A 14,356-nucleotide genomic window follows, 5' to 3' on the forward strand; every position below is an offset into this window, starting at 1 on the left:
TACATAATACGCAACAAAAAAAGCTGCCTTCCATATTCCAGAAAGGCAGCTTTTTAGCTTATTAAGAAAAATTTTACTATTCTTTGCTTATTGCTTCAATCACTTCATTACTTACACCCATATTAGAAAATCCTCCATCATTATAAAGATTTTGTAAAGTGACTCTTTTTGTTAAATCACTAAACATCGCTATTGTATAATTTGCACAATCTAAAGCAGTAGCATTTCCAAGTGGAGACATCTTTTCTGCATAACTAATAAAACTATCAAATCCTTTCACTCCTTGCCCCGCCGTTGTTGGTGTTGGCGACTGCGAAATAGTATTCACTCTCACCTTTTTTTCCTTTCCGAAGAAATAACCAAAACTACGCGCTATCGACTCCAAATAAGCCTTATTATCTGCCATATCATTGTAATCAGGAAAAACACGCTGAGAAGCCATATATGTTAAAGCAACTATACTCCCCCATTCGTTCATTGCGTCATTTTTGTACAATGTTTGCATCGTCTTATGAAAAGACACAGCCGAAACATCCCAACCTTTTTGAGTCCAATCGTAATTTTGATCGGTATAATGCTTTCCTTTTCTAACGTTTACCGACATACCAATAGAATGCAAAACGAAATCCAACTTACCTCCTAAAATTTCTACAGATTTTTGAACTAAATTTTCAAGATCTTCTATACTTGTTGCATCAGCAGGCACGATTTGAGAACCAGTCTTTTCTGCTAACTCGTTGATTTGCCCCATACGCATCGCAATAGGCGCGTTAGTAAGAACAAAAGAACCTCCTTCTTCATGAACTCGCTCGGCAGTTTTCCAAGCAATAGAATTAGCATCAAGAGCCCCAAAAATGATTCCTCTTTTTCCTTTTAATAAATTATATGACATACTTTTCTGATTAAGTTAGCGTTACTTTTTATCGAAAACACATTACAACTCTACTCTAATTTATCGAGTTAACAGCGTATTTTCTATCTATACACAAATATACATTTTAATTCAATAGTTCTTTTGCATTCGCAATCGCCGCTTCGGTTACATTATGACCACTTATCATTTGCGCGATTTCAACTATGCGCTCTTCCTGCGATAAACTCTTCAAACGGGTTTGTGTAACTTCTTCCACATCTTGCTTATATACCTTTATATGGTGTAATCCTTTTGCAGCTATCTGCGGTAGATGTGTAATACTCAATAACTGCATTGAACGACTCATTCCGGCTAAAATTCCAGCCATACGATTCGCAATTTCACCCGACACGCCCGTATCGATCTCATCGAAAATAATTGTTGGGAGTTTTTTATACCTCGCAAGCACCGCTTTAACAGCCAACATAATCCGACTCATCTCTCCTCCCGAAGCCACTTTTTTCAATGAACCAAAGGCCAATCCCTTATTCGCTGTAAATAATAAGTCCAATACATCAATACCGTTTTTTCTAAATTCTACTCCTTGATGCAATTCAAATTTAAATTGGGCATTTGGTAAGCCTAACTCAAATAAATAGCCTTCCAGTTGTTCTTTTAACTTCGGAATAGCCTCTTTCCTTTTTTTATGAAGACTGCTACCAATAGCGATAATTTCTTCTTTAATAGTAATTTGCTCTTTTTCTAATTTCTGAAGCCGATCGTCCATACTCACCGTATCATCAATCTTTTCTGACAAGCTTTCCTGAATTTCTAATAATTCTGAAACCGTCGCCACCGAATGTTTCTGCTGAAGTTTATAGATTGTTTGCAATTTTTCGTTGATCTCGAATAATTTTGAAGGATCTGCTTCCACATTCGACAATTGATCTTCCATGCCTTCAAAAACATCTTCCAACTCAATGATAACACTGTTCAAGCGATTCCAGAATTCTTCATAAGTCCCTGAAAATCCCTTTATTTTTCCGAGTGCGATTCTCGCTTCTTTTGCAGTCTCTAATGAACCTATATTTTCTTCAGAAATCAATTGAAGTATCTTCGAAAAAGACTCCTGAATCACTTCAGTATTGCTCAGTGTCTCATAGGTTTCCTCTATTTGAACAATATCGACTCCTTTCAAATTTGCTTCTTCTAATTCTTTATGTAAAAATGTGTGATAATCCAACTCTCTGGCTGCTGTTTCTTGTAGTCCTTTTAATTCTGAAATTTTTGCGGTTATACTTCGGAAAGATTCCAATTTCTCCTGATACTTTTGTAACACGGAATTTGAATCTGCCAACGCATCAATCACTTCCATCTGATAACTTTCAGAAGCTAAAGAAAGAGTTTCATGCTGACTGTGAATATCGACCAAATGTTCGGCAATCGACTGAAGTTGTGAAAGAGAAACGGGACTGTCGTTTACAAATGCCCTGGATTTTCCACCAGGCAGGATTTCACGTCTAATTATCGTCTGTGCATCGTAATCCAGATCATTTGCTGCAAACACATCTTCTAATCTGTAGGCCGCAATAGAAAATTCTCCTTCAATAACACATTTCTTGTCCGGATTTTTAACGCTTCCCATATCGGCTCTTTTTCCGAGAATCATTCCCAGAGCTCCAAGCAGGATGGATTTACCCGCTCCGGTTTCGCCAGTAATAATGGTTAAACCTTCGTGTAGCTTCACATTGACATCGTCAATAAGCGCATAATTTTTTATAGCGAGGTTTGTTATCACGAATGAAGATTAAAGTTTTTTCTAAAGTAAGTGAGTTTTACTACAATCGCAAGCGAAACAGAAGCTGTTTTATAACTTTATTTCACTCCAGGCACTTCTCTTGGTAGGTGCCATTCTCGTAAGATTTTCAACCAATTCGGCAATATCAACTCTAGGTCCGCCAGAAAATATCGACTGAATTTCTCCGCTTTTAGCATCGAAGAAAGTACGCAAAAGATACGAATTAGGTCTACGGTCATTAATTCCTTTGAGCGTTTTAATAGATCCAATAATTGTATTCTTTGCCTCCTTTTGATCTTCAGACATAGCGTCCAATCCAACGCGGTGATAATCGTACATTGCAGTGTGAAATTCTTTGTAAACAGGCGAAAGAATCGCATCGTTATATTGATAACGGGATTGAGTTCCATCGGTAGGTTTCCAACCTGTAAAACTACTTGATGCAGCAGTACCCACAATCTGCTTTGCTATTTTAAAATAATTTTCTCCACCGTTTGGAGCAAAGGTATCTGCATCTAAACCAATAAGCGTATAAATATGATAGGAAACTATAGATACCAAATTCGACTCATAAGTGTTCAAATTGAAATTGAGGGGTTCAAATTCTTTATATCTAAATGCTACTTGCTTGTCATTGTAGTTATACACCGGACTATCATAGGTAGAATCAAATACGGGTCTTGAAGAACCAATTTGCATACTCCCGGTGAATGTCGTTCCATCATATTCTGAAATAATCAAAGATATGCTGCAATCAATTCGTTCCTGATTTTTGTATTCCCTATTGGTCCAATTCGTATTATTTACGAATTCCGTAAGTTGTTGTTCAAGTGTCTTAAAAATCTGAAGATTTGTTTGCCCGGTTTGCTCTGCATCGATCACTACCGTGCAATTCAATTCCTGAGCTTGAACTGTGTATGCTCCAATTAATATCGCAACTAAAAGTATTATTCTACGCATGAATCTGTTCTATAATATGATTTAATATATCGATTGCCACTTCAGACTTAGCTTTAACCGGAAAAGGAAGCACTTTATTGTCTTTGGTAATCAAAGTCACTTTGTTTGTATCCGATTTGAATCCGGCACCTTTATCTTTTAGCGAATTTAAGACAATTAAATCTAAATTCTTTTTTTTCAGTTTTGTTTTTGCATTTTCGAGTTCATTCTCGGTCTCGAGCGCAAAGCCTACAAGGAATTGAGATTTTTTAATTGCTCCTAAAGACGCGAGTATATCTTTGGTTTTTTCTAATTCTAAAGTAAGCGAACTGTCTTTCTTTTTTATTTTTTCTGAAGCTACCACTACAGGCTTGTAATCTGCTACAGCGGCACTTAAAATAGCAATGTCACAACTTCCGAAGCCAGCGTGAGTCGCGTCGTACATTTCTTGAGCCGATTGCACTGAAATCACTTCAATGGCAGCATTATCGGTTTTCAAACTCACCGGACCTGTGATAAGTAGTACCTGAGCCCCAAGATTCGCGGCTGCTTCCGCTATAGCGAAGCCCATTTTACCACTGGAATGGTTTCCGATAAATCGTACGGGATCTATTGCTTCAAAGGTAGGACCTGCTGTGATGAGTATTTTTTTGGAACGAAGGGGAAGTGATTGTATGATATCCCTCTCTAAAAAAGCGACGATATCTTCAGGTTCTGCCATACGGCCTTGTCCGATTAAGCCACTGGCTAACTCGCCATGTCCCGCAGGAATTTGGATGTTTCCGAAGCTATCCAACTTCTTAAAAGTCTCTAAAGTACTCGGATGCTTATACATATCGAGATCCATTGCCGGCGCATAATACACTGGGCATTTTGCAGAGAGATATACGGCTAAAAGTAGATTGTCGCAGTTGCCATTTGCCATTTTAGACAAGGTATTGGCAGTTGCCGGAGCTATTAAAACCAAATTTGCCCAAAGGGCTAACTCGACATGGTTATTCCATTGGGCGTTTTCGTCTTCCTCATTGGTAAAGGAGGAAAATACTTCGTTCTTTGAGAGCGTGGATAAGGTAAGTGGCGTGACAAATTCTTTTGCTGAAGCGGTCATAACCACCTTCACATTCGCACCCCTTTTTACTAACAATCGAACTAAAAAGGCAGCTTTATAAGCGGCAATACCGGCAGTTACGCCAAGCACTATATTTTTACCGCTTAGTACCGACATTTTTTATTTTTCGATTTCTTCGTCTTGGGTATTTCTGTAGTAGATCTTATTTTCGATCCATTCCTGAACAGCTAATGCGTGTGGCTTAGGAAGTTTTTCGTAAAACTTAGATACTTCAATCTGCTCTTTATTTTCAAAGATTTCTTCTAAACTATCGTTGTAAGTAGCAAACTCATCTAACTTTTCAAGAAGTTCTTTCTTGATATCTCCATTAATCTGATTCGCTCTCTTCGAAATTATTGAAATAGCCTCGTAAATATTATTCGTTGGCGCGTCAATAATGTTTTTATCAATTGTAGTAGTATTGATAGGTGCTTCAGAATTTTTAATATCTGTCATAATCTATAGTGTTAACTTGTAGGTTCTTTTTTATTTAGACGTTTGTTAATATCATTGAGGATCTTATCTGCATCTTCCTTTAAATCAGAATCCTTATAATATTTTACAAAACCGTTATAATATCCTTTTGCTTCAATTAAACGTTCTTCAACCAGTGTAGGAACACTGTTAATCGCCAATTGGTATTGTGCATCCATTCTTCCGAAGAAAGCGTCCTTTCTAAATTCAGAACCTGGATGATCTGTAATAAAATTATCGAATGCTGCGATGGCCGGTTTGTAATCGGAAATTCTTAAATATTGCTTAGCAACTTCAATATCCTTACGCTCTAATTTACCTCTTAACTCGGCTACTAAAGCATTTGTCTCCTCTCTATAAGGGGTGTCAGGATAATTGTTGATATATGATTGTAATTTTTCTAATGCCTTTTCCGTGTCCTTTTGATCTAAAGAATACTTTGGTGAAAGCTCGTAATAACTCTTTGCCGAACGATAAGCGGCTACTTCAACGCTATCACTTTTTGGATAGGTTGTTTCAAAACGCTCGAACTGATATCCTGCTAAATAAAAATCGCCCAATTCATAAAAAGTGTTCGAGTACATAAACATAAGACGTTCTGCCTGTGGTTTACCTCTATAAGCAGGCACCACTTGTTCCATCAATTTTAAAGATTTCTTATACTTTCCTATCTTGTACAAAGAATCTGCAAAAACATATTTTGCACCGGTATCATCACCGCTATACACCTTTTGATAAGGGCTACAGGAAACAAAAATTATTGAGCAACAAAAAAGAAGTAATACGCTTATTCTCATAGTCTTAAAAAACATCGTGCAAAAGTAGTGAATTCTACCTGATTACAAAAACTTATTAGCGCACTAAATTATTGTTTAAAAACCGCCTTACAACGGCTATTTTGAAAAGTTTAACGCTTTCTTTTAGACCGGCAATTAGAATTCATCCGTAAACACTCCAATTTTCTTTCGTAATTCGGGACTTACGCTTACTAATGGTAATCGCACCGTGTCTCCACATAGCCCTAATTTACTAAAGACAGCCTTAATTCCAGCAGGATTTCCTTCAGCAAAAATATAATCAATCATAGGGGCAATTCTATGGTGAATATTGTAAGCTTCATCTACTTTCCGATCCAATCCTAATCGAACCATATTCGAAAACTCCTTTGGAAAACCTTGTCCAATCACTGAAATCACCCCCATCCCTCCTGCCATAATCATAGGCAAAGTAATCATATCATCTCCAGAAATCACCAAGAAATTTCCGGGACAGGATGCTATCAATTTCATAGCTTGTACAATGTCGCCCGCTGCTTCTTTCACAGCTACAATATTGTCAAAATCTTTCGCCAATCTCGACACCGTTTCCGGTAACATATTGGAAGCAGTTCTGCCCGGCACATTATATAAAATGATGGGTTTAGGCGAGGCTTTGGAGAGCACCGCAAAATGCTGATAAATTCCTTCTTGAGTCGGTCTGTTATAATAAGGCGATACAGACAAAATAGCAGTGAATGCTGTTAGGTCTCTGGATCGCATTTCTTCAGCTACAGTGGCTGTGTTGTTACCTCCAATACCTAAAACCAAAGGTATACGTCCATTATTTGTCTTCACAACTGTATCAATTACAAGCTGTTTCTCTTCTTTTGAAAGCGTTGCACTTTCAGCCGTGGTACCTAACACTACTAGATAATCAATACCATTTTCGATATTGAAATTCACCACCTTAGTAAGCGCTTCAACATCCACAGAAAAATCTTCCTTAAACGGCGTAATTAATGCGACTCCCGTTCCTATCAATTCTTTCATTTCAATTTGTTTAACACAGTTAAATACTTTTTTAATTCAGTTTTAAAAGCAGTAGTTTTATCAATATCTATTTCAATGATTAGATCAAAAAGTCGTTGATCTGCACCAGTTGCCCCTACCTTGAATTTTGCATGGCTTTCAGAAACCAAGAGATCCAAAAACTCATGACTCCCTTTATAATATCCAATCAATATGTCGAACTCCCTTTCTAAAAACTCCTGGGCATTCTGATTAGAAATAACACCGCCCCAAGAAACATCTTTATTATTGAGCTGATTTTGTCGTAGTGATGGAGCCTTTTTCTGAAATTCTACAAATGAAAAAACACGAACATCCTTTCTTTGTATTCCAAGAAAATCGGCAAAATCATAGAGATTCTCGAAATCCTGAAACTCCATCTCATTCACTAAAAACCCAAGCGTTTTAAGAGAAGAATTTACATTAGTCAAATCCCTCTTATGCAAATTCTTCTCAATCTGCTTCCGGATTGATTTTCGTTTTAAATTCTTAAACATTTACACTAACCTATATAGAAACAAAAGTACGATTTTAGGATATTTTATTTAGCTTTCTGAAATCATTTCTAAAAAATCATCTTCACTAATAATAGGAACATCCAATCCTTCCGCTTTAGTGCGTTTACTCGGCCCCATATTATCGCCTGCAACCACATAGCCAGTTTTGGCCGATATCGAGCTTGAAACCTTACCTCCATTATCTTCGATAAGTTTTTTAAGCTCGGTACGGGACACTTTTGTAAATACCCCTGAAACCACAAACGTGCTCCCTTTAAGCTTATCGGTCTGACTTGCGAGTTTTTCGGCTGAAATTTCAAGTTGGACACCGTATTCTTTCAATCGGTTGATTATGGCTCTATTCTCTTCGGAAGCAAAAAAAGCAACGACACTTTGGGCGATTCTATCACCAATTTCATCGACGGTGATTAAGTCTTCTTCCGAAGCAGCCGCAATGGCATCAATACTCTTATAATGCTTTGCCAGTTTCTTGGCTACCGTCTCACCTACATAACGAATTCCAAGTGCAAATAATACACGTTCGAATGGGATTTGTTTAGACGCTTCTACGCCAAGCACTAGATTTTCTGCGCTTTTTTCTGCCATTCGTTCCAACGGAATAAGTTGACCAACCGTTAAATCATAAAGATCTGCATAATTAATTATAAGTCCATTGGTCACCAAAAGTGCTACAGTTTCACCTCCTAGCCCTTCAATATCCATGGCTTTTCGGGAAATATAATGTTGTATTCTACCAATAATCTGTGGTGGGCAACCATCGACATTCGGACAATAATGTTGAGCCTCCCCTTCTTGTCGAACCAGTTCAGTATCGCATTCGGGACAGCTAGTTCTATATTGAGTTGGCTTTGAGTCTGCGGGACGTTGGGCAAGATCTACCCCCATAATTTTCGGGATAATCTCTCCTCCTTTTTCTACAAAAACGGTATCTCTCTCTCGAATATCAAGTTTCGCAATCTGATCGGCATTATGCAAAGAAGCTCTTTTAACAATGGTTCCTGCTAGTTCTACCGGCTCCAGATTTGCGACAGGTGTAATTGCTCCTGTTCGCCCTACTTGATATGTAATTTCTCTTAGAACGGTAGAAACTTGTTCGGCTTTGAATTTATATGCCATCGCCCATCGTGGCGCTTTGGCGGTGTACCCTAACTCTTCCTGTTGCTGTAGGTTATTCACTTTTACCACAACTCCATCTGTTTCATATGGCAATTCATGACGGTGGACATCCCAATAATTCACGAATTCAAGTACCTCATCAAGGCTTTTTGCAACTATCGCTGCTTCAGGAACCTTAAATCCCCATTGTCTAGCTTTTTCTAAATTTTCGAACTGGGTATTCAACGGAAGCCGATCCCCTGTTATAGAATACAGTAAACACTCTAACGGACGTTTAGCGACTTCACCGCTGTCTTGCAGTTTTAAACTACCGGATGCTGTATTTCTGGGATTGCGATATGGCTCTTCTCCAGCTTCTATTCGCTCTTCGTTCATTTTATTGAACCCTTCAAACGGTAGAACGATTTCTCCGCGAATATCGAACAATGGCGGATAATCACCTTTCAGCTGAAGTGGGACAGACTTAATTGTCCTGATATTTGCAGTGACATCATCCCCTTGAAACCCATCACCTCTAGTGACAGCTCTCAGAAGTTTTCCATTTTCATAAGTAAGACTAATTGACGCCCCATCATATTTCAACTCACAGGTGAACTCAACCGTGCCATCTACTTGTTTTTCAATTCGCTTTTCCCAGTCTTCCAAATCCTCTTTAGAATATGAATTCTCCAATGAATACATCCGATATGTATGTGCTACTGTATCAAAATTTTTAGTAATAGCGCCTCCAACTCTAATTGTGGGTGAGTTCGGATCATTATATTCAGGATGTGCCTTCTCCAGTGCCTGAAGCTCCTTAAGTTTTATATCAAAATCGTAATCCGAAATCGTTGGATTATCAAGGACATAATAATTTTGATTATGCTCCCTGAGTTCGAAGCGAAGTTGAGTGATTTTTTCTTCCGTAGTCATGAAGCAAATATAAAAAATTAAACCTCACAGCTTCGGTTAGAATGTGAGGTTTTAGATCATTATAAAACGAATTATTATGCACGCTCTTCATTAAGCCATCTAGGGATTTGAGGCGCTCTAAATTCGGCCATTTTTGCCAATAATGCGTCAATATTAGTATCCACTAACAGCAATTCATAATTCTCCATGGACAAGAATCCTTTACGCACCATATTTTCCAGTAGTTGCAATAAATCATCGTAAAAACCATTTACATTTAGCAATCCAATAGGTTTTGTATGTAATCCGAGTTGCAACCAGGTTAGGATCTCGAACAATTCTTCTAAAGTTCCTATGCCACCAGGTAATGCAATAAACCCATCGCTTATCTCCTGCATCTTCAATTTACGTTCGTGCATGTTTTCTGTTGTTATCAGCTCGGTAAGTCCGAGGTGAACAACTTCCTTTTTTTTAAGAAACTCTGGAATTACACCAATAACTTCGCCATTTGCCTCCAAAACTGCTTTGGCAACGAGGCCCATAATTCCAATTTTGGCAGCTCCGTAGACCAAACTTATATTTTGTGCGGCGAATGTATTTCCCAGTTGTTTAGCAGCTTCAATAATCGCGAGATCGTTTCCTTCACTGCTTCCACAGAAAACGCAAATTTTGTTATTTTCCATTATACGTACATTTTATCATTCGGTCCCTTCCGAAGAGATCTTTACGAACAATCACTTCTTCATATCCAAGACCTTTCAACATTTTTACTAGCTCCTTACTAAGATACTCATTAATCTCGAAGTACAGAAAGCCATTGGGTTTTAAGTGCTTGATGGCCAATTTAGAAATTGCCTCATAAAAAACCAAAGGCCTTTCATTACTCACAAACAAGGCAGTGTTAGGTTCATGTTTTAAAACGTTGGCTTGCATTTGCTCCTTTTCCAATTCACGAACGTACGGAGGGTTAGAGACTATGATGTCGTATTCACTATTTAATTCTTCGGAAGCCAAGATATCTTTAAGCTCGAAAGTGACATCAACATTATTTAGATCGGCATTTTCATTTGCGACGATCAATGCCTCTTTTGAAATATCTATAGCAGTCACACAGCTATTAGAAATATTTTTAGCCAACGATATAGCGATACACCCACTACCTGTTCCTATATCTAAAATTTTCACTCCCGGATTTATTTCTCTAAAATCTGATACAATCCATTCCACTAATTCTTCCGTTTCGGGTCTGGGAATAAGTGTATGCGGCGTTACTTTAAAAGGGAGGCCGTAAAATTCTGTTTCACCTATAATATATTGTATGGGTTCAAAATGCTTCAGACGAGCGATGCAATTTTCAAAAGTATTTATGATAGCTTCGGAAACCTTCTTGTCGGGATTGATGGCTACTTCTACGCGAGAAAGTTTCAGAAATTTTTCAGAAAGAATAGAAAAAAAAGACCCAATTTCTTCCGAAGGATATAGTTCAGAAAGAGAGTTTGTAAAGTGAGATTTTAAGGAAGAAAGTTTCAAAAATTATGATGATTTGATGATTTATAAAATGCAAATTTGAACCGTTATGCAAAATTAAAATTTATAATCGAAGGCTCAATTAATAAAATGTTTTCTAAAGCTAATTAAATATAAAACTCTCAGTCTGAGCTTGTCGAAGACACTTTTTACTCGCACTTCGACAGGTTCAGTGTGACAAAGAAATTTTAAGAAACAATTACAGTGTATGAGTTTAATCTCTCATCAATTGAACTTTGAGCATTGATAATTGAACATTCATAATTCCTTCAGCATATGCACAGGACAGGAATAATGGCCGGTATCTCCCATGGGGCCGTCGATATACGAGAAACCAGAACGTTCATATAATTTTTGAGCCGCTGTCATATAGGGCATAGTTTCCAAATAACATTTCTCGAATTTAAATTCCTTTGCTTTGTCAAGACATTTTTTAATCATTGCGCTTCCTATCCCCCGACCTCTTGTCTCAGGCAGGAAATACATTTTCTGAAGCTCACATACATTACCCTCATAATTATCTAAAGGAGCAAGACCTGCACCGCCAATAATCTTACCATCGTCTTCTACAACAAAAAATACAGTTCTCTCCTTTTGATAAGTTTCGAACATGCGATCCAAAGCGGTATCTGCATAAGCAGTTCCAACTTTAGGAACTCCCATATCCACAAGAACCGAACGGATTACAGTCGCAACATGAGGATTATCTTTTTTTTGGATAGGTCGGATAATGGGTGGGTTCATCTTAGAATTCATTGTATTTTTACGCCGTGAAGATACACGAAAAATACATGAGACGTTGTGTTCAATTGGCTAAAAATGGCCTTGGAACCAGCTATCCAAATCCCTTGGTAGGTAGTGTTATTGTGCATAATAATATGATTATTGGTGAAGGTTGGCATTATAAATCAGGGATGGCACATGCCGAGGTGAACGCAATTAAAAGTGTATCGAATCCAGAGTTATTAAAAGATTCGACCATTTATGTAAGTTTGGAACCTTGCAGTCATTTTGGAAAGACACCGCCTTGTAGTGATCTAATTATCGCCACTGGGATAAAAAAAGTTGTAATTGGAAGTATGGACCCCAATCCGAAAGTGGCGGGCCGGGGAATAAAAAAATTAACCGAAGCAGGCTGCGATGTGCAATTCGGTGTCTTAATCGAAGATAGCGACCAACTCAACAAACGATTTTTTACATATCACAAAAAAAAACGCCCCTTTATTATATTAAAATGGGCACAGACCAAGGATGGATTCATTGCTCCCGCTAGCGATCTGAGATCTAAAAAGGAACCCGTTTGGATTACTAATACGATTGCCATACAACTTTCTCATAAATTAAGAGCAGAAGAACAGGCAATTTTGGTTGGCACTCAAACTGTCATTGACGATAACCCCAGCCTTACAACAAGAGAATGGAAGGGCTCAAATCCCCTTCGTGTAGTAATCGACAGAACGCTGCGAATACCTGAGGATGCTTTCGTTTTTTCAAATGATGCCGCAACGTTTGTAGTTACTGAAAAGGAAATGACAAATCGGGAAAACATAATATATGAAACGCTAAACTTTTCAGAAAATATTCCGCAACAGCTTTGCAAAACACTATACAATCATAATATACAGTCCATCATAATTGAAGGCGGAGCTACGACGCTTCAGTCTTTTATAGACACAAATCTATGGGATGAAGCGCTGGTTTTTACCGGAAACTCTATCTTTGAAAATGGCATTAAAGCCCCGCAATTAGCTGTTAGTGCATCAACGGAAACAGTAGTACTAGATAATTACTTACACACTTTTATAAATCAAAACTCTTGATAGCATTACTCCTTAGTATTGTAGCTTCGACGCTCATTTTCGTAATTTTCAAATTATTTGGCAAGTATAAGATCAATACCCTCCATGCCATTGTTGTTAATTATTTTGTTGCCTGTACTTCGGGAATTATCGCTTATAGTGAACCTGTTACGATAGGAAATCTCCCTGAGTATCCATGGTTCATTTATACTATCGCACTAGGAGCATTGTTTATTATTGTTTTCAATTTAATGGCTCTTACAACTCAGCGAAGTGGCCTATCGGTTGTATCGGTGGCGACAAAGATGAGCGTCGTTATCCCTATTGTATTTGGGTTGCTTTATTATAAGGAGAGCCTTGGGATTTTTAAGATAATTGGAATCGTACTCGCACTTATGGCGGTATATTTGGCTTCAATTAAAAGTAAGGACGGACTTAGTATACAATCCAAAAATCTGATATTCCCGGCATTGGTATTTCTGGGAAGTGGGATTATCGACACCAGCATTAAATTCCTGGAAGATACTTTCGTCGCGAAAAATGATGTGCCTTTGTTTTCAGCTACAATTTTCGCATCGGCTGCGTCTATTGGTGTCTTACTGTTAATCGGCCAGAAAATTCGTGGAACTTTTAAATTTGAACTAAAAAATGTGATCGCCGGAATTGTTCTAGGCGTTCCTAATTATTTTTCCGTTTATTTTCTGGTGCAAGCATTAAGAGGTGATATTTTTGATAGTTCAGACGTATTTACCATCAACAATGTAGCAATAGTAACGCTTTCTACATTTATTGGGATTCTTATTTTTGGCGAAAAGCTATTGCCAAAAAATTGGCTGGGAATAGCACTCGCATTAGCAAGTATTATTTTAGTCGCCTTAGCTGCCTGGTAATGGAAATTGAAAAAGACACATATAAAACTATTACTAAACCTTCTTCTGAAGCACTTTTCAAGGATAGAGGAAGCAAATTTTATGGTTATGCTTTTCCTGTCACTTCGGAAGACGAGGTAAAAGAACATCTCGAACAATTGAAGAAAACGCATTACAATGCAAGACATTGGTGCTATGCATGGCAATTAGGAAAGAGCTACGATTCGTATAGAGCAAATGACGACGGCGAGCCAAATAATAGTGCAGGAATGCCTATTTACGGACAACTACAGTCGTTTGATGTCACCAACACACTTGTTGTAGTAGTACGATATTTTGGTGGTACAAAATTGGGTGTAGGCGGTTTAATCCAGGCGTATAAAACTGCGGCGCAGATGGCTTTGGAGCAATCCAGGATAGTAAAACGAACAATAGACATCACTCTTCAATTGAAGTTCGAGTATCCTGAAATGAATATAGTGATGCGAATTATAAAAGATGAAGAATTAAAAGTATTGAATCAGAAAATGGAAATGAATTGTGAGTTTTTAATTTCTGTTCGTAAAAAAGACGCGACTCGTATTTTTGAAATTTTTGAAAATACGCATAAAGTCACAGTGAAAAAATTAAAGTAATAG

15 protein-coding genes are annotated in these 14,356 nt (G+C 37.8%); 3 read left to right on the top strand and 12 right to left on the bottom strand.

Going from position 1 to position 14,356, the window contains the following annotated elements; genetic code table 11:
• Nucleotides 1-76 precede the first annotated feature (76 nt).
• The 12 genes from BXY75_RS08730 to BXY75_RS08785 form a co-directional block, all read right to left on the bottom strand.
• Nucleotides 77-892, bottom strand: coding sequence for an enoyl-ACP reductase FabI (locus BXY75_RS08730; protein ID WP_121907315.1), 816 nt, complete (start codon nt 890-892; stop codon nt 77-79).
• Between the two features lie 106 nt (nt 893-998).
• Nucleotides 999-2,651 (bottom strand): DNA repair protein RecN, encoded by a 1,653-nt coding sequence (gene recN / locus BXY75_RS08735; protein WP_121907316.1) that lies wholly within the window; start codon nt 2,649-2,651, stop codon nt 999-1,001.
• Between the two features lie 69 nt (nt 2,652-2,720).
• Nucleotides 2,721-3,611, bottom strand: coding sequence for a type IX secretion system protein PorD (gene porD / locus BXY75_RS08740; RefSeq protein WP_121907317.1), 891 nt, complete (start codon nt 3,609-3,611; stop codon nt 2,721-2,723).
• Nucleotides 3,604-4,815 (bottom strand): bifunctional phosphopantothenoylcysteine decarboxylase/phosphopantothenate--cysteine ligase CoaBC, encoded by a 1,212-nt coding sequence (gene coaBC, locus BXY75_RS08745; protein WP_121907318.1) that lies wholly within the window; start codon nt 4,813-4,815, stop codon nt 3,604-3,606. The genes porD and coaBC overlap by 8 nt, the downstream gene beginning before the upstream one ends.
• Before the next feature lie 3 nt (nt 4,816-4,818).
• A complete protein-coding gene (locus BXY75_RS08750; protein WP_121907319.1) occupies nt 4,819-5,154 on the bottom strand; it encodes a DNA-directed RNA polymerase subunit omega in 336 nt (111 codons plus the stop codon).
• Between the two features lie 11 nt (nt 5,155-5,165).
• Nucleotides 5,166-5,969, bottom strand: a complete 804-nt coding sequence (locus BXY75_RS08755; protein WP_121907320.1) for an outer membrane protein assembly factor BamD — start codon at nt 5,967-5,969, stop codon at nt 5,166-5,168.
• Between the two features lie 135 nt (nt 5,970-6,104).
• The gene (dapA, locus tag BXY75_RS08760; RefSeq protein WP_121907321.1) at nt 6,105-6,980 is read right to left on the bottom strand and encodes a 4-hydroxy-tetrahydrodipicolinate synthase; all 876 of its coding nucleotides are present in this window, start codon (nt 6,978-6,980) and stop codon (nt 6,105-6,107) included.
• Nucleotides 6,977-7,495: a DUF6913 domain-containing protein gene (locus BXY75_RS08765; RefSeq protein ID WP_121907322.1), complete on the bottom strand. Its 519-nt coding sequence runs from the start codon at nt 7,493-7,495 to the stop codon at nt 6,977-6,979. Before BXY75_RS08765 ends, dapA begins: the two co-directional genes overlap by 4 nt.
• Before the next feature lie 48 nt (nt 7,496-7,543).
• Nucleotides 7,544-9,544 carry an NAD-dependent DNA ligase LigA gene (ligA, locus tag BXY75_RS08770; protein ID WP_121907323.1) on the bottom strand — a complete coding sequence of 667 codons (2,001 nt, stop codon included), beginning with the start codon at nt 9,542-9,544 and terminating at the stop codon, nt 7,544-7,546.
• A 74-nt stretch (nt 9,545-9,618) separates the two neighbouring features.
• Nucleotides 9,619-10,206: an LOG family protein gene (locus BXY75_RS08775; RefSeq protein ID WP_121907324.1), complete on the bottom strand. Its 588-nt coding sequence runs from the start codon at nt 10,204-10,206 to the stop codon at nt 9,619-9,621.
• Complete coding sequence (gene prmC, locus BXY75_RS08780) at nt 10,196-11,053, bottom strand: peptide chain release factor N(5)-glutamine methyltransferase (protein ID WP_121907325.1); 858 nt, start codon at nt 11,051-11,053, stop codon at nt 10,196-10,198. The genes BXY75_RS08775 and prmC overlap by 11 nt, the downstream gene beginning before the upstream one ends.
• A gap of 255 nt (nt 11,054-11,308) precedes the next feature.
• On the bottom strand, nt 11,309-11,794 hold the full coding sequence (locus BXY75_RS08785) for a GNAT family N-acetyltransferase (protein WP_121907405.1): 486 nt from the start codon (nt 11,792-11,794) through the stop codon (nt 11,309-11,311).
• Nucleotides 11,795-11,841: 47 nt separating this feature from the next.
• Here BXY75_RS08785 and ribD point away from each other — a divergent pair, with 47 nt between their 5' ends.
• From ribD to BXY75_RS08800, 3 genes are read left to right on the top strand one after another with little or no spacing between them, the layout of a single operon-like run.
• Entirely contained in the window at nt 11,842-12,870 is a 1,029-nt protein-coding gene (ribD, locus tag BXY75_RS08790; protein ID WP_121907326.1) for a bifunctional diaminohydroxyphosphoribosylaminopyrimidine deaminase/5-amino-6-(5-phosphoribosylamino)uracil reductase RibD, read from the top strand.
• Nucleotides 12,867-13,739, top strand: coding sequence for an EamA family transporter (locus tag BXY75_RS08795; protein WP_121907327.1), 873 nt, complete (start codon nt 12,867-12,869; stop codon nt 13,737-13,739). The genes ribD and BXY75_RS08795 overlap by 4 nt, the downstream gene beginning before the upstream one ends.
• A complete protein-coding gene (locus BXY75_RS08800) occupies nt 13,739-14,353 on the top strand; it encodes an IMPACT family protein (RefSeq protein WP_121907328.1) in 615 nt (204 codons plus the stop codon). The genes BXY75_RS08795 and BXY75_RS08800 overlap by 1 nt, the downstream gene beginning before the upstream one ends.
• Nucleotides 14,354-14,356 lie beyond the last annotated feature (3 nt).

It is taken from the genome of Ulvibacter antarcticus (genome assembly GCF_003688405.1).
Taxonomy (GTDB): Bacteria; Bacteroidota; Bacteroidia; order Flavobacteriales; family Flavobacteriaceae; genus Ulvibacter; species Ulvibacter antarcticus.